Annotated in this window: 16 protein-coding genes and 1 other RNA gene; 5 read left to right on the top strand and 12 right to left on the bottom strand. The window is 64.3% G+C overall.

All coding sequences use genetic code 11. The features are described from left to right. Positions 1-56: 56 nt before the first annotated feature. The 3 genes from JQ632_RS12460 to rsmH are packed head-to-tail and all read right to left on the bottom strand — an operon-like array spanning position 57 to position 3,193. On the bottom strand, positions 57-1,811 hold the full coding sequence (locus JQ632_RS12460; protein ID WP_212402620.1) for a penicillin-binding protein 2: 1,755 nt from the start codon (positions 1,809-1,811) through the stop codon (positions 57-59). Then, the gene (locus JQ632_RS12465; RefSeq protein WP_212402622.1) at positions 1,808-2,200 is read right to left on the bottom strand and encodes a hypothetical protein; all 393 of its coding nucleotides are present in this window, start codon (positions 2,198-2,200) and stop codon (positions 1,808-1,810) included. The genes JQ632_RS12460 and JQ632_RS12465 overlap by 4 nt, the downstream gene beginning before the upstream one ends. Before the next feature lie 3 nt (positions 2,201-2,203). Further along, positions 2,204-3,193 carry a 16S rRNA (cytosine(1402)-N(4))-methyltransferase RsmH gene (rsmH, locus tag JQ632_RS12470; protein ID WP_212402623.1) on the bottom strand — a complete coding sequence of 330 codons (990 nt, stop codon included), beginning with the start codon at positions 3,191-3,193 and terminating at the stop codon, positions 2,204-2,206. 510 nt (positions 3,194-3,703) lie between these two features. Here rsmH and JQ632_RS12475 point away from each other — a divergent pair. Then, on the top strand, positions 3,704-4,486 hold the full coding sequence (locus JQ632_RS12475) for an N-acetylmuramoyl-L-alanine amidase (protein WP_212402624.1): 783 nt from the start codon (positions 3,704-3,706) through the stop codon (positions 4,484-4,486). Positions 4,487-4,600: 114 nt separating this feature from the next. Here JQ632_RS12475 and JQ632_RS12480 read toward each other — a convergent pair whose 3' ends face one another. Both JQ632_RS12480 and JQ632_RS12485 read right to left on the bottom strand, forming a co-directional pair. Further along, positions 4,601-5,836 carry an RNA polymerase sigma factor gene (locus JQ632_RS12480; RefSeq protein WP_212402625.1) on the bottom strand — a complete coding sequence of 412 codons (1,236 nt, stop codon included), beginning with the start codon at positions 5,834-5,836 and terminating at the stop codon, positions 4,601-4,603. Positions 5,837-5,858: 22 nt separating this feature from the next. Continuing rightward, complete coding sequence (locus JQ632_RS12485) at positions 5,859-6,212, bottom strand: YciI family protein (protein ID WP_212402626.1); 354 nt, start codon at positions 6,210-6,212, stop codon at positions 5,859-5,861. A gap of 150 nt (positions 6,213-6,362) precedes the next feature. On the opposite strand from JQ632_RS12485, the gene rnpB reads away from it, so the two are divergent. Further along, an RNA gene (gene rnpB, locus JQ632_RS12490) (RNase P RNA component class A) lies at positions 6,363-6,794 on the top strand. Positions 6,795-6,849: 55 nt separating this feature from the next. On the opposite strand, the gene JQ632_RS12495 is transcribed toward rnpB, so the two are convergent. Beyond that, the gene (locus tag JQ632_RS12495; RefSeq protein WP_212402627.1) at positions 6,850-7,314 is read right to left on the bottom strand and encodes a DUF983 domain-containing protein; all 465 of its coding nucleotides are present in this window, start codon (positions 7,312-7,314) and stop codon (positions 6,850-6,852) included. A gap of 49 nt (positions 7,315-7,363) precedes the next feature. On the opposite strand from JQ632_RS12495, the gene JQ632_RS12500 reads away from it, so the two are divergent. Both JQ632_RS12500 and JQ632_RS12505 read left to right on the top strand, forming a co-directional pair. Next, positions 7,364-8,740 carry a PLP-dependent aminotransferase family protein gene (locus JQ632_RS12500; RefSeq protein ID WP_212402628.1) on the top strand — a complete coding sequence of 459 codons (1,377 nt, stop codon included), beginning with the start codon at positions 7,364-7,366 and terminating at the stop codon, positions 8,738-8,740. Between the two features lie 240 nt (positions 8,741-8,980). Then, on the top strand, positions 8,981-9,724 hold the full coding sequence (locus JQ632_RS12505) for a sulfite exporter TauE/SafE family protein (protein ID WP_212402629.1): 744 nt from the start codon (positions 8,981-8,983) through the stop codon (positions 9,722-9,724). Positions 9,725-9,911: 187 nt separating this feature from the next. Here JQ632_RS12505 and JQ632_RS12510 read toward each other — a convergent pair whose 3' ends face one another. The 6 genes from JQ632_RS12510 to JQ632_RS12535 form a co-directional block, all read right to left on the bottom strand. After that, a complete protein-coding gene (locus JQ632_RS12510) occupies positions 9,912-11,843 on the bottom strand; it encodes a GAF domain-containing protein (RefSeq protein WP_212402630.1) in 1,932 nt (643 codons plus the stop codon). 395 nt (positions 11,844-12,238) lie between these two features. Then, positions 12,239-13,003 (bottom strand): hypothetical protein, encoded by a 765-nt coding sequence (locus tag JQ632_RS12515; RefSeq protein WP_212402631.1) that lies wholly within the window; start codon positions 13,001-13,003, stop codon positions 12,239-12,241. Positions 13,004-13,319: 316 nt separating this feature from the next. Further along, positions 13,320-14,618 carry an O-antigen ligase gene (locus tag JQ632_RS12520; RefSeq protein ID WP_212402632.1) on the bottom strand — a complete coding sequence of 433 codons (1,299 nt, stop codon included), beginning with the start codon at positions 14,616-14,618 and terminating at the stop codon, positions 13,320-13,322. Positions 14,619-14,680: 62 nt separating this feature from the next. Continuing rightward, on the bottom strand, positions 14,681-16,096 hold the full coding sequence (locus JQ632_RS12525; protein ID WP_212402633.1) for an MATE family efflux transporter: 1,416 nt from the start codon (positions 16,094-16,096) through the stop codon (positions 14,681-14,683). Positions 16,097-16,158: 62 nt separating this feature from the next. Next, on the bottom strand, positions 16,159-17,958 hold the full coding sequence (locus tag JQ632_RS12530) for an ABC transporter ATP-binding protein (RefSeq protein WP_212402634.1): 1,800 nt from the start codon (positions 17,956-17,958) through the stop codon (positions 16,159-16,161). Positions 17,959-18,283: 325 nt separating this feature from the next. Next, positions 18,284-19,777 (bottom strand): DHA2 family efflux MFS transporter permease subunit, encoded by a 1,494-nt coding sequence (locus tag JQ632_RS12535; RefSeq protein WP_249151868.1) that lies wholly within the window; start codon positions 19,775-19,777, stop codon positions 18,284-18,286. Between JQ632_RS12535 and JQ632_RS40040 the strand changes: the two genes are divergently transcribed. After that, on the top strand, positions 19,752-19,874 hold the full coding sequence (locus JQ632_RS40040; protein ID WP_283817673.1) for a hypothetical protein: 123 nt from the start codon (positions 19,752-19,754) through the stop codon (positions 19,872-19,874). The two genes, JQ632_RS12535 and JQ632_RS40040, sit on opposite strands and share 26 nt — an antisense overlap. Positions 19,875-19,877: the final 3 nt, after the last annotated feature.

Here is a 19,877-nt window from a genome sequence, read left to right on the forward strand (position 1 = left end):
CCAGGCGCCGAGCCGAAAACCCCGTGAAAAACGACTCAGGGCAGCACCGGTACGGCTTACTGGGTTGTCCTGGATGTCGCAAGAATAAGGCGGTCGGACGGCGGCAGATTGAAGCGGGGCTCGATCCCGAGCAGCGGCGCGATCCGGGCGATCACCTTGCCGCCCGTCGGCACCGCGTTCCAGCCCGAGGTGATGAAACCCATGGTTTCCGGAATCGCCTTCGGCTCGTCCAGCATGACCAGGAGCTGGAATTGCGGATTATCCGCCGGCAGGATCGCGGTGAAGGAGTTGAGCACCTGCTTCTTGGAATAGCGGCCGCCGACCACCTTCTCGGACGTGCCGGTCTTGCCGCCGATATAGTAGCCGGCGACGTCGGCCTTCTTGGCGGTTCCGACCTCGGCGTTGAGCCGCATCAGATAGCGGATCTTCTCCGACGTTTCGGGGCGGATCACCTTCTTGGCCACCGCCTTGGCGTCTTCCTCGGAGCGCTTGAGGAAGGTCGGCGGGATCAGATAGCCGCCATTGACCATCGCATTGATGCCCATCACGGCCTGCAGCGGCGCCACCGCGATACCGTGGCCGAACGCGATGGTAATGGTGTTGAGCTCGCCCCAACGCTTCGGCACGATCGGCGAGGCGCTCTCCGGCAATTCCGTGCGGAGACGGTCGAGCTGCCCGACCTTCTTCAGAAACGCGCGATGCGCCTCGACGCCCTGGCTCAGCGCAACGCGCGCCGCGCCGACGTTGGACGAGAAGGTGAAGACTTCCGAAAGCGAGATCGAGCGTCCGAGCGGATGCGTGTCGTGGATCGCGAACTTGCCGTAATGCAGCGCACCGCGCGCATCATAGAGCGTGTTGAGCGAGGCCTTGCCGGAGTCCAGAGCCATCGCCAGCGTGAGCGTCTTGAAGGTCGAGCCCATCTCGAACACGCCTGTTGTAAGGCGGTTGATGCGATCGGGATCGTGCGCCTCCTTCGGGTTGTTCGGATCGAAGTCGGGCAGCGACACCAGCGCGACGATCTCGCCGGTCTTGACGTTGGAGACGAGGCCGGAAGCCGCCTTGGCCTTATACTTTTCCTTGGCCTTCAGAAGCTCGTCGCGCAGCGCGTGCTCGACGCGCAAATCGACCGACAATTCGATCGGCTTCTGCAAGCGGTCGGTGGCAAAGCCGGCGCGGTGGAGATCGGCGAGCCCGTTGCTGTCGAGCCACTTCTCCATGCCGGCGATGCCCTGGTTGTCGATATTGACGAGACCGATGAGGTGGGCGACCTCGTTGCCGGTCGGATAGACGCGCTTGTTCTCGCGCAGGAAGCCGATGCCGGGAATGCCGAGCTTGTGGATGTCCTGCTGCTGCTTCGGCGTGATCTCGCGCTTCAGCCACACGAAGCCCTTTCGCGACGACAGCCGCTCGCGCACCTCGCCGGTGTCGAGATCGGGCACGGTCGCGGTCAGGAGCTCGATGGCCTCGTCCTTGTCGATGATGCGGCGCGGCTCGCCGAACAGGCTCGGCGCCTTGACGTCGGTTGCGAGCACTTCGCCGTTGCGGTCGACGATGTCGGGGCGCGCGGTCGCGATCACGTCCTGCGAGGCGGCACGGCGCGCACCGTGGGCGTCGGCGCCGATCGCGAACATCACGAGGCGGCCGCCGATCACCGAATAGATCGCAGCAAAGGCGAGGATGGCAAAGCCGACGCGCGCGCGCGCCTTCGCGGCGCGATCGACGTTGCGCCCGTAGAGCAGGCTGCGGATCAGCCGCTGGCGCCAGGGTTCGGCCGGCTTGTTGTTTGGTTTGGCCGGATTGTCAGCGCTCATCGCTTGTTCCCCGGCTGAGGTACGGAGCCCGTCACGGTATCGGAACCGGCCACGGCTTCGATGGTGTTGATCATGGCGCCGATCGGATCGGGCTCGCCGGGCTTCACCAGCCGCGGCGGACGCTCCGGCAGGTTCTTGAGCTGATCGTATTGCGTGCCAGTGAGCGGCTTAAGCGGCAGGTGCCGCTCGGCCAGCCCCTGCAGCCGCAGCGGCGCATCGAGTTTTGCCCACTCGGAGCGCAACGCCGCGATCGCGTCGCGCTGCTCGCGGATTTCCGCATGCAGCCGCAGCACGCGTTCGGTGCGGGCGGTGGATTCCATCTTGATCCGGTAGACATAGGCCGCGGCAAAAATCAGCGCGCCGATGACCAGGAGGTGGATGATGCGCATGCGCTAGCCACCCCTCATGACGGAGGACAAGCTTGGCCAGGACGACTCCTCGTCGCCGGGATGCGCGGAAGCGGCGGTCCGCTCGGCGGCGCGCAGCTTTGCCGACCGCGCGCGCGGATTGTGCGTGACCTCCTCTTCGCCGGCGACGACCGGCCGCCGCGTCAGCAGTTGGAAGCTCGGCGGGACTTGTGCGACCTCCGGCAGATGCCGCGAGCCGCCACCGGTCCTGGCGCGTGCGTTGAGGAAGTTCTTGACGATGCGGTCTTCCAGCGAATGGAACGACACCACCACGAGGCGGCCGCCGGGCCTGAGCACACGCTCGGCGCCGGCAAGTGCGGTCTCGAGCTCATCGAGCTCTTCATTGACGAGGATACGCAGCCCCTGGAACGTCCGCGTCGCCGGGTGGATGTCGCCGGGCTTGGCGCGCACCACGCGCGCGACGATGTCGGCCAGCGCCCGCGTGGTCGTGATCGGCGCGTCCTTGCGGGCGGCGACGATGGCGCGGGCCACTTTCCGCGAGTGCCGCTCTTCGCCGAGAAGATAGATGACGTCGGCGAGATCGCCTTCGGACGCGGTCGCAACCACATCGGCCGCCGTCGGCCCGGCCTGCCCCATGCGCATGTCAAGCGGACCGTCGAGGCGGAAGGAGAAGCCGCGTCCGGCCTGGTCGAGCTGCATCGAGGAGACGCCGACATCCATGACGACGCCGTCGACGGCGTCGAGCCCTTGCGCGGCGCAGATTTCGGCCAGATTCGAAAAACGATCCTCGACCAGCGTCAGCCGCCCCTCGGAGCTGTCGACCAGATCGAATCCGCCCATGATCGCCGTGCGGTCGCGGTCAATGCCGATGACGCGGGTTCCCGGCACATCGAGAATGGCGCGGCTGTAGCCGCCGCCGCCGAAAGTCGCGTCGACGTAAACGCCGCCCGCGCGCGGCGCGAGATGCTCGATCGCCTCGCGCCCGAGAACGGGAATATGGGCAGCCGAAGTCATGCGCCGCGCCCGATCGACACGGAGCCGATGGCGGACGAGCCCATAACGCCCAAGATAGTTCCGCGTCGCGGCGGTTCCACGGCTCAACCCCTGCACAGCGCGCTTGCAAGGCCCTGATATCCCAGGCCGCAAACCCTGTTTTCCCAGCGGAATTTGTCGGGCAGCCATGGGATTTCGAGCACAAAAGCGCCTTGGCCGCCTCCGGACACGGGTCGGCTCTTCACCACTCAGTAACGGCCCTTAGCGTTAAGAAAGCGTTGATGACTTGGTTACATGTCGAAAAGGCGGCCGGGTGGTGATGCGTCATCCACACAGTCGGGCCAAAATGCACCCGTTAGCCACGTTGCGCGATTGCGCGGCAGCAAGGGTAAAGGAATAGTAAAGTTAAGGGCGTGAAGGGCCCTCCGTCCTCTAGTCCCGAGCTACCTTATGTCGTCCGGTTCGCCCGCGTCACCTGGATCTGATTCGAAGCGCCAACGCGTCCTCCCGGTTCCGAAGACCGCGGCGAGCATGCGGACGTTCGACCCCGATTCCTCGATCGCCTCCGACATCATCCCGTCACCGAACTACGGCGAGCGCAGCAAGGGCCGGCTGCCGGACATGATCGTCCTGCACTACACCGGCATGCCCGACGTGGAGGGCGCGCTGGCGCGGCTGTGCACTGCCGGCACCGAGGTGTCAGCGCACTATGTCGTGCTGGAGGACGGGCGCATCGTGCAATGCGTGCAGGAAGCCAAGCGCGCCTGGCACGCCGGTGTCTCCTCCTGGGCCGGCGAAGACGACGTCAATTCCTGCTCGATCGGCATCGAGATCGTCAACCGCGGCCATGACTGGGGCTATCCGGAGTTTCCGCTGCGCCAGATCGCAGCCGTCATCGCGCTGTGCCGCGGCATCATGCTTCGCCGAAAAGTGCCGCCGCATCGCGTGCTCGCGCATTCCGACGTCGCGCCCGCGCGCAAGAAGGATCCCGGCGAAAAGTTTCCGTGGCATTCGCTGGCGAATTCCGGCGTCGGCCACTGGGTGACGCCGGCGCCGGTCGTGCGCGGCGAGAGCCTGATGCTCGGCACCATCAGCGACGAAGTGCTGAGCCTGCAACAGGCGCTCGCCAAATATGGCTACGGCGTGCCGCTCACCGGCAAATACGATGCCGCGACCATGGAAGTCGTCACCGCCTTCCAGCGCCATTTTCGTCCCGCGCGGCTCGACGGCGTCGCGGATCATTCGACACTGTCTACATTGCAGGCGCTGCTGGCGAGCCTGCCGCAAGAGCCGACCGCGGTGGCTTCGAAATAGACCCGCCCGAATCCTCTTGCTCCGTCATGCCCGGGCTTGTCCCGGGCATCCACGTCTTGGCTGCAACGAAAAGGAAGTGCGTGGATGGCCGGGACAAGCCCGGCCATGACGAACCTAGTTTTCGAGCTCTTTCATCCGCCGGGCATAGAGCCGCCGCAATGGCTCGAGCTGCGTCGCCGCTGTTGCCTCGACATAGGCCGCGCGCGCTTCGTCCTTCCGGCCCAGCCTTCGCAACAGATCGGCCCGCACCGCAGGCAGCAGCTCATAACCATCGAGCCCGCCGCGTGCGGCAATGGCGTTGACGAGATCGAGCGCGCGCGCGGGACCGTCGACCATCGACACCGCGGCGGCATGGTTGAGGTCGATCACCGGCGACGGGCTGATGCGCAACAGCACCTGGTAGAGGCCGGCGATCTGCGGCCAATCCGTCGCCTCATAGTTTTGCGCGCGCGCATGCAACGCGGCGATCGCGGCCTGCACGGCATAGGATTCCGGACGCCCCGGCGCGCGGAGCGCCGCTTCGACCAGCATCAATCCCTCTTCGATCTGCGCGCCATCCCAGAGCGTACGGTCCTGCTCCTCCAGCAGCACGATGTCGCCGGCTGCGGTTTCGCGGCCCGCGCGGCGCGCATCGTGCAGCAGCATCAGGGCGAGCAATCCCTTGACCTCGCCGCGATCCGGCATCAGGCGATCGAGCAGCCGGCAGAGCCTGATCGCCTCGACCGCGAGGTCGGGCCGCATCAAATCCACGCCTGATGTTGCGACATAGCCTTCGGTGAAGACGAGATAGATCACGGCAAGCACGCCGCGCAGCCGTGGCTCCAGCGCGTCGCGCTCGGGCACCTCATAGGGAATGCCGGCCAGCCTGATCTTCTGCTTGGCGCGGACGAGCCGCTGCGCCATCGCCTCCTCGCCGATGAGAAAGGCCCGTGCGATCTGCGCGGTGGTGAGACCGCACACCGTGCGCAGCGTGAGCGCGACCTGAGCATCAGTCGCAAACGACGGATGGCAGCAGGTGAAGATCAGCCGCAGCATGTCGTCGTCGAGTACCGCGCTCGGCTCGTCCGGCGCCTGCGCGTTCAGCTCGAGCTCATGCGCGAGTTGCCGCTGCTTGCCGCGGAAGGTGGCCTGCCGGCGGATGCGGTCGATCGCCTTGTTGCGCCCGACGTTGACGAGCCAGGCGCGCGGATTGTCGGGCACCTCGCGCGCCGACCAGCGCTCCAGCGCGACGGCGAACGCGTCCTGCAGCGCGTCCTCGGCGAGATCGAAGTCGCCGACGAGGCGGATCAGCGTAGCCAGCGCCCGCCCCGCCTCGTCGCGGAAGATGTTTTCGATCTCGACCGGGGTCATGCGGCGGCCGCGCGCGTTGCCATCACTTGTCGTAGACCCAGATCGGCCGCACCTCGATCGAACCGACGCGCGCGCTCGGGATCCGCGCCGCGATCTCGATCGCCGCATTGAGATCCTTGGCCTCGATCAGATAGTAGCCGCCGAGCTGCTCGCGCGTTTCGGCAAACGGGCCGTCGGTCGTAAGCGTCTTGCCATCGCGCACGCGCACCGTGGTCGCGGTCGTGGTCGGCCGCAGCCGGTCGCCAGCCTTGAAATTGCCGTTCTGGATGATGGATTTTGTGAAGGCCTCATACTCCGCCGACATCTTCGTGGTCGTCCCCGTGTCAATCTTCGCGTACTCGGCCTCGTTCTGGTAGATCATCAGCAAATATTGCATCGCTCACTCCTGTTGCTTTGGCTTGATCGCCGACATCCAGTCGAACGGGGCCCGCACCAAACGACATCTTCAGGATAAATCATTCTCCCGGTTCCTGCGGAGGCCATATCGCCTTGACGAAAGCGCCATAAATGGCCCATGCGTAGGGCGTCAGTCGGCCGGACGGCCGCCCCTGCAAGTGCCGAAAGGCCGCCGGGGAGGAAAGTCCGGGCTCCCTTGACATGCGGTGCCGGATAACGTCCGGCGAGGGTGACCTTAGGGAAAGTGCCACAGAGAACGAACCGCCCGCCGTCGCCCCTTCGGGGCTTTGGCGAGGTAAGGGTGAAAAGGTGCGGTAAGAGCGCACCGCGATTCCGGCAACGGAGCCGGCATGGCAAACCCCACCGGGAGCAAAACCGAATAGGGACGGCTTAAGCGGGCAGTTCGCGCAAGCGATAACGCCGCGGGGCGATGTCAGGCCCGCCGTCCGGGTAGGTTGCTCGAGGCCATGTGCAAACATGGCCCCAGAGGAATGGCCGTCACGTATCATCAGCGCAAGCGGGTGGTGCCCTACAGAACCCGGCTTACAGGCCGGCTGATGTCTACCAACGAGGGGTTCGATGCTAACGCATCGGACCCCTCACCATTTGGCACGATCTCAAACCGCGCGCGGCGTCGTCCCAATCTCGACCGGCGCAAGCTGCTCGGCGTCCCGCCGATGCTTGCTGTCCTCAAAACCGTGCATGCCGAGCTGCCATTGCAATCCGACGATGGCGCCCTTGGTCGGCTGTAGCAGCGCGAGCGAGCCAAACAGCGTGACCGGCAGCCACACCGCCAATTGCAGCCAGACCGGCGGCGCGTAGGCGGTCTCGACTGCGAGGATCGCCGGCACCACGAGATGGCCGACCACGACCATCACGAGATAGGCCGGAAAATCATCGGCGCGCTGGTGAAACAGCTCCTCGCCACAGTGATTGCAACTATCGGCGACCTTCAGGAAGCGGCCGAACATGTGCCCTTCACCGCAGTTCGGACACTTGCCCCTAAAACCCCGCCACATCGCCTTTGCCAGAGAGACTGAGCCGGTCGTCATGACCACACCTCTTCCTTTTCGACGATCCATACAATAATATCCTGCATCCATACATTCAAAGGACATTGGCCCTAATTGCATGGATTGGACCCCTACAATCGCGGAGCTCTCGGGCCCCCGCTATCAGCGCATCGTCGATGCCATGGAGGCCGACATCGCCGCAGGGAGGCTGGTGCGCGGCCAGCAATTGCCGACGCAGCGCGCGCTCGCCAAGGCGCTCGGGATCGATCTCACCACGGTGACGCGCGCCTACAGCGAGGCGCGGCGCCGCGGGATTCTGGAGGCTCGGGTCGGCCAGGGCTCGTTCGTTTCGGAGACATCAGCGCGGCGCGCCGTCGACCTGCCGCATCCGGTCGCAATCGACCTGTCGATGAACGTACCGCCGCATCCGCTTGAAGCCCAGCTCGACGAGCGCATCCTCACAGGGATGGAAGCCCTGCGCCAGCAATCCGGACTGACGGCATTTTTGAACTATCAGCCGCCCGGCGGCAGCGCGCGCGAGCTGGAGATCGCCGCCAAATGGATGCGCGGCCGCGTTCCGCATGTTCGCCCCGACCGTCTCGTGATCTTTCCGGGCACGCAGGCGATCCTGTTCAATCTCCTCGCCTATGTCGCGCAGCCCGGTGACGTCGTGCTGACGGAGACGCTCACATTCCCCGGCATCAAGGCCGTCGCCACGAGGCTCGGCGTCAGGCTAATCGGCGTCGCCATGGATGAGGGCGGTATTTTGCCGGACGCGCTGGCAAAGGCCTGCCGCGAGCACAGGCCGAAGGCCGTCTATCTCATTCCGACGCTGCACAATCCGACCACCGCGACGCTCTCAGCCGAGCGGCGCGGCGCCATCGCAAAGATCGTGCGCGACGCCGACACCACCCTGATCGAAGACGACGCCTATGGCTTGCTCGATCGCGCGGCCTCGCCGATCGCGAACCTCATTCCGGAGCGGACATATCTGGCGACCACGCTGTCGAAATGCATCGCGCCGGCGCTGCGCGTCGCCTATCTCGTGACGCCCGACGGCGCCGCGCAACAGCAGATGCGGACCTATCTCCAGGCGACGGTGCAGATGCCCGCGCCGCTGATGGTCGCGCTGGTGACGCATTGGCTCGAGACCGGCATTGCCGATCGCATCATCACTGCGATTCGCAACGAAGCGGTCGGGCGGCAGCAACTCGCGCAACGCATCCTGAAAGAATTTCAGTTCCTGGCAAAGCCTGCCGCGCACCATCTGTGGCTGCGTCTGCCGGAGAGCTGGGGCAGGCAGGAGCTCTCCGCGCATCTCTTGCAAAACGGCCTTGCCGTCATCGCGAGCGATGCGTTCGTCGTCGATGGAAAATCGCCCCACGCCGCGCGTCTGTCACTCGGCGCCGCCCGCAATCGCGCCGAGCTCACGCAGGCGCTTCAGATTCTGGTCGGCGCGCTGCAAAGGCCTGCCGACACCAGGCAGATCGTCTAGAGCGAGATGAGATTAGGTTGTACTGGTGCGGCATCGGGAATTCACCTATCCCCGCTGGGGAGGGGTGAACTGCGCCCGTGGACAAACCGGTTCAACCAAACGCCATCATGCTCTAGGCACAGATCACGCTCTCATGCGACGGGCCATTGACCTCCATTGCCGCGCCTGTGCTATGCCGTCCGCGGCGATCGGGATTTCGGGATCGCACGGTGCCACGCCGAGAAATACAAGGAAGAATTGGTGGAAATACTCACCTACGCGCTGCTGCTTTTTGGCGCGCTGGCCGGCGGCTTCGTTTCGGGCCTCGCCGGGTTCGGCACGGCGCTGATGGCGCTCGGCATCTGGCTCTATGTCCTGCCGCCCTCGCTCGCGGTGCCGCTGGTCCTGATCTGCTCGGTGATCGCGCAGACCTCGACGCTGCCCACAATGTGGAAGAGTTTTGATCTCACGCTGGTGTGGCCGTTCCTGATCGGCGGCCTCCTCGGCGTGCCGCTCGGCACCATGATGATCGCTTCGGCGGATCCAAAAGTGTTCAAGCTCAGCGTGGGCGTCCTGATCCTGATCTTCTCGACCGCGCTCTATCTCAACAAGCGGCCGCTCGCCGTCACCTTCGGCGGCAAGTTCGCCGATGGCGCAATCGGATTCGCCGGCGGCATTTTGGGCGGCTTGGCCGGCCTGTCGGGCCCGCTGCCGATCCTGTGGGCCAACATCCGCGGCTGGAACAAGCATGAACGGCGCGGTATCTTCCAGCTCTTCAATTTCACGGTGCTCGCGGCCGCACTGGCGTTGCAGACGGCCTCGGGCCTGGTCGAGAGCAAGGTGATCTGGCTGGCGCTGGTCGCCTTCCCGGGAACGCTGGTCGGCGCCTGGGCGGGCGCGCGTGTCTATCACGCACTCAGCGACAAGCATTTTGGCGACGTCGTGCTCGGCCTGTTGTTCCTGTCCGGCTGCGGCCTCGTCTGGAACAGTTTTGGCGCGAACTAGTCTAGCGAACCCATAAATCTGCCGGGCGGACAGCTCGTGCGAGTCCGCAATTCTCCGATAGCGACCAAATTCCGCAGTTCAGCGAAGCGACGCGATGGGTCATTTCCGACGGATCTGATGTCTGCTCCGGCCCGAAAGCGATCGAAGCGCAGCATCGCCGCGATGTGGCGCGAGGGACCAGAGGCGATTATTCCGGCTCCATACCAGAAGTCGCGAGCCTGTCGCGTGGCAATGTAATGATGACCTCGGTAAATTCACCGAGCTTGGTTTCGACATCGATTCTTGCGCCATGCTGCTTCACGATGATGTCGTGGGTCATCGAGAGGCCGAGCCCTGTCCCTTCCCCGGTTGGCTTGGTCGTGAAAAAGGGATTGAACATCTTCTCTCTGACTTCGGGCGGGATACCGGTCCCGTTGTCTCGAATTCTGATTTCGACCGTCTTGCCGAGGTTTCTGGTGGCGGCGCTTACGACAGGCTCAAAGGCCTCGTCGCCTGCTTCTATCTTGCGCTTGTTCGCGGCGTAGAAGCCGTTGGAAACCAGGTTCAGGAGCGCCCGGATCATCTCCTGCGGATAGAGGTTGAGCGCGCCCGCATTGGGGTCGAGCTCGTGCTTCAGGGTGATGCTGAAGTCGGCCTTCTCCGCCCGGGCACCATGATACGCGAGATTGAGACTCTCCTGGACCAGCGCATTGATGTCGGCGGACCGACGTTCGCCCGAACTCTCGCGCGAATGCAACAGCATGCTCTTGACGATAGAGTCAGCGCGCTTCCCGTGCTGCGCGACTTTTTCGAGATTCTCCTTCAACAGGCGCGTCAACTCGTCCACTTCCTCGCGGCCTTCGGGGGAGAGCCTCTCCTTGATCAGCACGTTATTGAGTTCGTCGGTCAGCTCTGATGAAAGAGCGGAGAAATTATTGACGAAATTGAGCGGGTTCTTGATCTCGTGCGCGATACCGGCGGTGAGTTGGCCAAGGGAAGCAAGTTTCTGCGTCTGGACGAGGCGGTCCTGTGTGGTGCGCAAATCTTCCAGCGAGGCAGTCAATTCGCGCGTACGGGCCTCCACGCTTTCAAAGAGCCGGGCATTCTGGATCGCCAGGACCGATTGCCCCGCGAAGGTCTGCAGCAGTTCAATGATGCTCTTGGGAAACTCTCCTGGCTGCTTGCGGCGGACGACGAGCGCACCAACGATACGGTCGACACTGAGAAGCGGCACGACAAGCAGCGCGCGGAAGCCGGCACGGACGATAATATCTACTGCGGCCGATGGATCGTCCTGAAGGTTCGGAATTTGGATTGGCGCGCGCCGTTTCACGGCATCACTAATCGCCAGCGGTCTACGGAGACCGAGATGACTACGCTTGAGTTGGGCAACCACCGCATCATCCAGTCCATAGGTCGCCCGCAGCCGAAATTCCTGTTTCGCGTCGTCGAACACATAAATGGCACCGGCTTCCGTGCTGGAGAGCTGGGCCGCCTTGACTGCGATCGTGGTCAGGACGGTTTCAAGGTCGACCGTCGAATTCACCGCCTGAGTCACCTCGCCGAGCGCGCGCAATTCCTCGACCGATCGCGCGAGCTCGCGCGTGCGCGTCTGGACTTCGTCAAACAAGCGCACGTTCTCGATCGCGATCGCCGCCTGATCGGCGAAGGTCTTGAGCAGCGCAATCTGTCCCTCAGGGAACTTGCCTGCCTCGGCCCGCTGGATAACGATTATCCCGATCGGAATGGCGTTACGCAGCACGGGGGCGGCAACCATGCTGCGCCACCCGCCCAGCACCGCCACCTTCTGTTGATATTCCGGGTCGCTGAGCGTGTCCGCGATCTCAACCACGGCGGCGCTCATGATTGCCCGGCCCGCCGCATGCATGCGGCTTGGTCTCATTGGGTAGAGGCGCCGCAACATTTCGAGAAGTTCACCAGGCAGGTTGTGGTGGGCGACCAGATGCAGGAGCTCACCATCGAATCGGTAGAGCACGCAATGGTTCGCGCCGCACAGGCGAGGTGCAAACTTCACGATCGTGTCAAAGACCGGTTGAAGGTTGGTTGGCGAATTTGAGATCACGCGCAGCACCTCGGAAGTGGCGCGATATTGCTCCAGCGCCTCGTCGCGCTCGCGCACCAGCCGCTCAAGTTGCGCTTCAAGATTGGCTGTGGATGCGCCTATGTTTGACGCCCTGCGAGCCCTGGACTCAGGTGTGCGCCGCCTCTTCGTACGCTGTTGGCTCGGATCGTGTGGCGTCATGACGCTGTGTTCTCCGGCGTTTGACGGCGAGCTCATCATATGCAGATTTTAGTCTTCACGCCACGGCGGAGGTGAACAATGCGGGCCTCGGCGGAGGGGGGCGATCCCGCAGGTCCGGACCCCCGCACCATTCAAAAAATGGGAGAAGGCGGCGGTGCCTTTACAGTCTCCACTGCGACGGGTGGCGGCCTATCAACTTCCGCTTTGCTCCGTTGGCGACTGAAATCGTGTGGCGGCGCAATATGTCGCGACGGGCCAGAAGCGGACGTCGCTCAAGGGTAATAGGATCGCGGTCCGGCGCGGACCAAATGCCGCTCCAACGCGCGGTCGTGCGTCGAGGGTACCCGGAGAGGTTTAGTGAGCGCGGCGGGAATTTCGATCTCGCAACGATCGGGGCCGTCGTGATAGACGAGTGCTCCTCGCGAAATCCGCAACACGACATTCGAGTCGGGCCGTGGTTTATCGGACCATCGGTCCAGAGCCGCAATGCTGTCCGGCATCGCAATCCCTTGGAGCGCTTTGATCCCGTTAATGAGCCAAATGGCTTGCCGCGTCTTGTATTGTATGGAACCGGCAAGGACTTCGTCCAAGAAGTGACTTATGTCTGGCAGTGCTTGGAGTCGATCGATCATTCGCTGAAGTTCGAGCGTACGATTTCGAACGCTGCGGCGAACATTCGGGGGCCACGGAGAAAAGAGCAGATGTCCCGGCAGCCTGTAGCGCAGGTTCCCGGAGTTTGTTCGTTGCCATGGCCACGGGCAACCCTCGCCGACGTTAGGTGATCGAAGGAGCAGCACGCCTTTTGTTCGGCGGATCACGGGCCAGAAGTTTTTCGCCGGCGAGCGACGAATTGCTTCGTGAAGCTCGGCTATCGCAAGAGTAACTGGAGCTGCCTGGGCCAACTCCTCGATAGCCACCACTACGTGCTGAATATTCTCGCGAGCGTAGTCTTCCGCCAGCCGGCGGTTCAATCCGCGGAGATGGTCGCGATAGGCCCACATTTGCGCATCGTATGCGTCGGTCGCGTGCTGAGGCATTGACCATCCATCTTTTGCATCACGCAAAGCACCAAATCGCCCGGTTTCCCCCAGCCGCCCCCTGGGGTTCCGGATCCTATTGTCATTTTGTTAACAGGAGCTAGACGGCAACTGGGCCGCAGCGATGTCGGCGGCAGGTCTGCTTGGGGTCATTCATGACCAGGGCGAGCCGTTAGCAAGTCCGGCCAAGTCCGCCATGCCGCCGAGAGCGGAATTGAATTCAGAACATTGTCGGCGTATCGCGACTCGCTATAGCAGCGCGCTGCCAACTATCTGGCATTCGCCAAACTCGCATCATCCGAATCTGGCTGCGTGCTCATGAGGCCGCGCCCTGGCGCTGTGGCCGTCTCGCCAGCGTCATCCCGCCGGCGACGCCGACGCCGAGCACGTAGAGCCAGCCCTCGCTGAAGTCGAACAGATGCGAGTTGAACAGCGAGGACAAGACGTTCTGCACCACGACCAATAGGCCCACCCAATTCGCCAGCCCCTCGCCGCGAAACATCAGGAGATGCGCAAGCCACATCGCGTAGAGGATGACGACACCGAGCGCGCCCCACTGCACGGCGACGTTGAGGGGCTGGTTGTGGGGATCGCCGACGATTTGCGCGCGCAGTCCGCTCTCGCCGGCGGCGGCGCGCTCGAACAGGCCGCGGGTGGAGCCCGTGCCATGGCCAATGAGCGGTGCATCAGCAATGAAGCGCAGCGACTTCCGCCAGAATTCCAGCCGCGCGCCCATGCCGCTGACCTCGTTCTGGACCATGCTGAGCTCGTAGTCGCCGGTGAACTTGCCGACCGTGTTGCGCAAAGACGGTGAAACGTTCCACGCGACCGCCACGAGCGCGGCCATCGCGGCAACGGCGAGCAGCGCCGTCCGCCACCTCAGATGCAGCAGGGCGAACACCGCGAGCAGGATGGGCAGCGTCACCAGCGTGGTGCGCGAGACCACGACGAAGGTCATGTTGGCGAGGAAGCCGAGCGTCAATAGCGCCAGCAGCGCGGCAAGGCGAATCCTGCCGGCGCGAAACAGCGCCGCGATCGGCAGGGCGAGCGCGATGGCGCAGAGCGCAAACTCCTGGCTCTGGTCGATATAGTTGCGCACCGCGATCCCGCTCTCGACCTTGTACGGCCCGCGCGAGAGGTAGAGCTTCAGCGACAGGCTGGGCTCGAGCGCGACGGCAAAGGACACCACCATCAAGAGCGTGCACGAGGCCAGGAATGCCACGAAGATCCAGACGCCTCGCGGCGAGCGCTCGAAGTGGTAGAAGAGAAGCGGCAGCAGCAACAGCTTTGCCGCCGGCCCGACGCCGTGCAGGCGCGCGGGCCAGGCCGCCTCCGACCAGAGCGTGCCGATCAGGGCCAGCACGAACAGCGCGACCGGCAGCAGCGAGATCGGGCGCGAGAGCGATTGCGGCAGCGCGCGCAGGTCGGTGAACAGCAGCGCAACGACGAACATCCCGATTGCGATCGTCGTGCCGGTGGTCGACCACGGCAGCAGGATCGCGACCAGGGCCGCGCACAGATCGACATTGAAGATGCGGGCAGCCGGGTCATGCCGCGCCGAAGCGATGACCGAGAGCCAGGACTTGCCTGGCGGCTTGCTCAAACTCTCAATCATTCCGGCCCCACGACTCCGGCAACTTAGCCGGAGCCGCGGGTGAGGGACAAGCGGGCGGCCGCCTATTCCGCCGCCGTGGTGGCGACGGGTGCGCGCGGGGACGGCGCGACCGGCTCGGACCCGGCCTGCTCCGACGTCACGGGCGCCGCCAAGCGTTTCCTGAACTCGCGGCGCAGCAGCCACAAGCTTAAGGCGGCCTGCAGCGTGGTCGCTGCGATCGACAGGTACCAGACGTACTCCATCCTGAAACCCGGCCACGTCGACAGCCAGATCGCCGGCAGCGAATAGGTAAACACGCGCGTCGCCGAACTGAGCAGCACCGGCTTGGTATTGCCGAGGCCCTGGAACATGCTGGAGCAGGTGAAGATCAGACCCTGCGCCACCATGTTGAGCGAGATGATCCGCAAGAACAGGAAGGCGATAGCCATGGTCTCCTGGTCGTTCGAGAACCCGGCGAGCAGAAGCTCCGGCTTGAACTGCGCAAGGATCATGAAGCCGATCGACACCAAAGTGGTGATCAGCACCGCCTTGACGAAGGTTTCCTTGACGCGCGCACCCTTCGCAGCGCCGAAATTCTGACCGGCGATCGGCCCGGCTGCGAGCGCGATGCTGAGCGCCGGCATCTGGATCAGGCCGAGCACGCGCTGCCCGATCCCGAAGCCTGCCTGTGCTGCCGCCCCGAAATCGCGCAGGACGAAATAGACCACGCCCATGAAGATGAACATCATCATGAATTCGCCGCCGGCGGGCAGACCGACATTGAGGATGCGCTTCAAGTGGCGCGGCTGCGGATGCCATTGCGCCGCATCGAAGGCGACATAGCGCTCGACCCTGCGGAAATACGCGAACAGAATCAGGACGCCGAGCGCAACCGCGATCGAGCTCGCCAGCCCCGCGCCGGCGACGCCGAACGCGTGGCCGGTTCCCCAGCCGACGATCAGCACCGGCGCCAGCGCGATATTGATGGCGACCGCAAGCACCTGCACCATCATGACGGGACGCACGATGCCGGTGGCGCGCAGCGCCGACCCCATCACCTGGGTCGCGAACTGCAACGCGAGCGCCGGCATGAACCACAACAGATAGGTGGTCCCCTCCCCGATCGTGGCTTGATCGGCTGCGATCGACCGCATGTAGGGACGCGAGAGCGCAGCGCCTGCAGCCAGGGTCAGCAGGCCAAACAGCACCGACAGCGCGACCGACTGGTTGAAGATCAGATTGGCGTCTGCCCGATCCTTGCGCCCCACGGCATGCGCGATCAGCGCGACCGTGCCGACGCCGAGCACCTGCATCAGCGCGTTGACGAGGAAGCCGGCATTGCCGGCCGCGGCCACGCCGGCCACCGCGGCATCGCCCAGTTCCGACACGAAGTACAGATCGACGAGCTGGCAGATCATGATCGTGACCATGCCGACCATGATCGGCGGCGACATGGCCAGGATGTGTCTCACGATGGAGCCGTGTGTCAGGTCTTTCATATCATTCCATCCCTGGCGGCGTGGCTGTCCGGATTTTGCGTCCGTCAGCCACGCGCCCTTGCTCATCCCGCCGCGGCGCTGTGATCGAACTCGATCACCTGACGCTCGAACAGGCCGCGATAGATGCCGCCCGGCCGCGCCGTCAACGCCTTGTGGGTGCCCTGCTCGACGATCTCGCCGCGGTCGAACACCAGGATTCGATCGAGGCTGCGCACCGTCGACAGCCGGTGCGCGATCACGATCGAGGTGCGTCCCTTCATCAGCCGCTCCATCGCCTGCTGGATCAGCGCCTCGGACTCCGAGTCGAGGCTCGATGTCGCCTCGTCCAGGATCAGCACCGGCGCGTCCGCCAGGAAGGCCCGCGCCAGCGCCACGCGCTGCCGTTCGCCGCCCGACAGTTTTACGCCGCGCTCGCCGACCAGCGTGCCGTAGCCCTTGGGCAGCCGCAGGATGAAGTCGTGCGCATTCGCCAACCGCGCCGCCTGCTCGATCGCCTCCAGGCTCGCGCCGGGCCGCCCATAGGCGATGTTCTCGGCGAGCGAGCGGTGGAACAGGATCGGATCCTGCTGCACGATCGCGATCTGGCTGCGCAGCGATTGCTGCGTCGCCTCGGCGATGTCCTGGCCGTCGATCAGGATGCGGCCATCAGAGACGTCGTAGAGCCGCTGCACCAGCTTGACGAAGGTCGTCTTGCCGGAGCCGGAGCGGCCGACCAGGCCGACCCGTTCACCGGCGCGGATGTCGATCGACAAACCGTCATACAGCGGCGCGCGATGGCCGCCATAGTGGAACGTCACGTTGTCGAATTCGATCCGTCCGCCCTCGATCATGATCGGCCGCGCATCGGGTGCATCCGCAATCCCGATCGGCTCGTCATGGATCGCTACCAGCTCCTCCATGTCGTTCACCGAACGCTGCAGGTTGTTGATGTGCATGCCGACGTCCCGCAAGTAGGCGTGGATGATGTAGTAGCTCGTCAGCACATAGGTGACGTCGCCCGGCGAGGCGCGCCCCGCCATCCAAAGCAGCACCGAGCCGCCGATCACGGACGAGCGCAGGCACAGCAGCACGGCGAACTGCGTCGCGGCCGTCGCGTTGTAGCGCAGCCAGGTCCGCCGTACCCGCACGCGCCAGCGATTGACGACACGCGCCAGCCGCGCATCCTCGCGCACTTCCGCGCCGAACGATTTCACGACCGCGTTGCATGTCAGCGCATCCGCCAGCGTGCCGCCGACCTTGGTGTCCCAGGCATTGGAGACACGCGCGGCCGGCGCGATGTAGCGCGTGGAGAACACCACCATCATCGCGACATAGAGGATCGCGCCGAACGCGATCACCGCGCCCAGCGACACCCAGTGCACGGCAAGCAGGATGGTCGAGCCGACCAGCACCACCAGCGACGGCAGCAGCGCCAGCAGGATCGTGTCATTCAACAGGTCAAGCGCCCACATGCCGCGCGTGATCTTGCGGACGGTGGAGCCGGCGAAGGAGTTGGCGTGCCAGTCGGTCGAGAAGCGCTGCACGCGCATGAACGCGTCCTGCGCGACGTCGGACATGACCTTCAGCGTGAACGGCACGATCGCCTGGAGCCCGATCATCCGCATCACCACCGAGGCTGCGCCCAGCGCGACGATCGCGCCGAAAGCGATCAGCGCCGCACGCCGCGCAGCCGGATCGGACGGACCGAGCGTCAGCGCATCGATCAGGTGGCCGGAGTAAACAGGCATGAACAGGTCGGCGACGGTCGCGCCCAAAAGGCCGCCCACGACGGTGAGGCCCCGCGCCGGCTGGTTCAGCCAGTGGCGGAAGACGAAAGGCAGCACCACGCGGATCGCGGCGGGCTTTTTTGATAGTGCGGTCATGGCGTTATCCGGCCACGCCTCGGGCGCGGTCCGACTCCATCGATGGACGCACGCCGGCCAAAAGAGCCGAAAGCAGCGTCGTTAAAACTGATCTTGACTTGGGAAGCGAAGCGACCGGGACATCAGGCCCGGGCGGAGCCGGCGACAGGGGACCCTAGCGGGTCGAGCACACGTCGAGCTTGAACATCGAACGCGAGCGCGCGATTTGCGAAAGCGACCAAATCATGCAAATCCCTCCCGGTTCGAGCAATGAAGGCGCGCTTTATAGATGTATCGCCTTCGATTTGCAACACACCCTGCGCAGATCACGCGCAAGTGTTGCAAATTAGTGCGCGTCGCCGCCGCCGGCCAGCGAGGCCGGCTTGTTCAGCAGCATGACCAGCAGGCTCAGACCCAAATAGAACACCGTCAGCATGAAGAAGGCGTCGCCATAGCCCATGACCACGGCCTGGCGGTGGACGATCTGCGAGAGCTGCTTCATCGCCATCAGCGCGGCATCGCCCATGCCCTGGAATTTCTGCATGAACATATTGAGCGTCTCTGTCGCCGTTGCGTTAGCCCAGTTCACGCGCTCCTGCAGGCGCGTGATGTGCAGGTCGGTGCGCTGGTTGAGCACGGTGTTGATGACCGCGAGTCCGACCGCGCCGCCAAGATTGCGCATCAGGTTGAACAGGCCCGAGGCGTTCTTCACCCTGTCAGGCGCCAGCGTGCCGAGCGCGATGTTGTTGGTCGGCACCATCGCAAACATCATGCCGATGCCGCGCAGGACCTGCGGCACGAGCAGCTCGTAGAAATCGTAGTCGCGGGTGATCCAGGTCATCTGGTACGAGCCGATCGCGAACACGATCAGCCCGAACGCGATGAGGTAGCGCATGTCGTACTTGAGCATGAGCCGGCCGACCAGCGGCGCGATCAGGAACATGGTGGCGCCGGAGACGAACATGGTCTCGCCGATCATCAGCGCGCTGTAGCCGCGCACCTCCGCGAGATAGCGCGGATAGATGTAGGTCAGGCCATAGAGGCCGATGCCGATGCAGAACTGCAGCACGCATCCGACCGCGAAGTTGCGATTGCTGAAGGTACGGAGGTTGACGATCGGCTCGGCCGCGGTGAACACGCGCCAGAAAAAGGCGATCCCCGAGATGCCGCAGACCCAGGCGAAGATCGCGACAGAGGTGTCCTGAAGCCATTCATATTGCGGACCTTCCTCCAGCACATATTCGAGCGAGCCGAGGAAGCCCGCCATGAACAGGAGGCCCCACCAGTCGAAGCGGTCGAGCAGTTCGAAATGCGGCTCGTCGAAATCGACCAGCGCCAGCACGCCGATGGTGATGCCGATGCCGGGCACGATGTTGATGAAGAACAGCCAATGCCACGACGTCGCGTCCGTGATGTAGCCGCCGACCGTGGGCCCGATGGTCGGCGCCAGCGTCGCCACGAGGCCGATGATCGGGCCGACGATGTGGAATTTGGTGCGCGGAAACACGGTGTAGGCCGAGGCGAACACCGTCGGGATCATGCCGGCGCCCAAAAATCCCTGGAACGCGCGCCAGAGGATCATCTCCTCGATCGAGGAGGCGAAGCCGCACAGGAAGCTCGAGATGGTGAAGCCGGCGGCCGAGATCGCGAACAGCAGCCGCGTGCCGAGCGCACGCGACAGGAATCCCGACAGCGGGATCGCGATCACCTCGGCGATCAGATAGGAGGTCTGGACCCAGGAGACTTCGCTCTGGCTTGCCGAGAGCCCCGCCTGGATCTCGCTCAGCGAGGCCGAGACGATCTGGATGTCCAGGATGGACATGAACATCCCGAACACCATGATGATGAACGCGGCGAGCCGCTTCGGCGCGATGCGTTCATCGGCCGGGTTCGCCAACATGGCAGGGGATGCGGTCGTCGCGTTCGCCATCGTCTGATCC

Source organism: Bradyrhizobium liaoningense, assembly GCF_018130955.1.
GTDB lineage: Bacteria > Pseudomonadota > Alphaproteobacteria > Rhizobiales > Xanthobacteraceae > Bradyrhizobium > Bradyrhizobium liaoningense_C.

Excerpts from the sequence above, each read along its gene's own strand:
- JQ632_RS12500 (WP_212402628.1), top strand. The coding sequence starts at position 7,364 with ATGGATTGGACCCCTACAATCGCGGAGCTCTCGGGCCCCCGCTATCAG.
- JQ632_RS12515 (WP_212402631.1), bottom strand. The coding sequence starts at position 13,003 with ATGCCTCAGCACGCGACCGACGCATACGATGCGCAAATGTGGGCCTAT.
- JQ632_RS12475 (WP_212402624.1), top strand. The coding sequence starts at position 3,704 with ATGCGGACGTTCGACCCCGATTCCTCGATCGCCTCCGACATCATCCCG.
- JQ632_RS12520 (WP_212402632.1), bottom strand. The coding sequence starts at position 14,618 with ATGATTGAGAGTTTGAGCAAGCCGCCAGGCAAGTCCTGGCTCTCGGTC.
- JQ632_RS12485 (WP_212402626.1), bottom strand. The coding sequence starts at position 6,212 with ATGCAATATTTGCTGATGATCTACCAGAACGAGGCCGAGTACGCGAAG.
- JQ632_RS12460 (WP_212402620.1), bottom strand. The coding sequence starts at position 1,811 with ATGAGCGCTGACAATCCGGCCAAACCAAACAACAAGCCGGCCGAACCC.
- rsmH (WP_212402623.1), bottom strand. The coding sequence starts at position 3,193 with ATGACTTCGGCTGCCCATATTCCCGTTCTCGGGCGCGAGGCGATCGAG.
- JQ632_RS12525 (WP_212402633.1), bottom strand. The coding sequence starts at position 16,096 with ATGAAAGACCTGACACACGGCTCCATCGTGAGACACATCCTGGCCATG.
- JQ632_RS12530 (WP_212402634.1), bottom strand. The coding sequence starts at position 17,958 with ATGACCGCACTATCAAAAAAGCCCGCCGCGATCCGCGTGGTGCTGCCT.
- JQ632_RS12495 (WP_212402627.1), bottom strand. The coding sequence starts at position 7,314 with ATGGATCGTCGAAAAGGAAGAGGTGTGGTCATGACGACCGGCTCAGTC.
- JQ632_RS12535 (WP_249151868.1), bottom strand. The coding sequence starts at position 19,777 with ATGGTGTTCGGGATGTTCATGTCCATCCTGGACATCCAGATCGTCTCG.
- JQ632_RS40040 (WP_283817673.1), top strand. The coding sequence starts at position 19,752 with ATGGACATGAACATCCCGAACACCATGATGATGAACGCGGCGAGCCGC.
- JQ632_RS12465 (WP_212402622.1), bottom strand. The coding sequence starts at position 2,200 with ATGCGCATCATCCACCTCCTGGTCATCGGCGCGCTGATTTTTGCCGCG.
- JQ632_RS12480 (WP_212402625.1), bottom strand. The coding sequence starts at position 5,836 with ATGACCCCGGTCGAGATCGAAAACATCTTCCGCGACGAGGCGGGGCGG.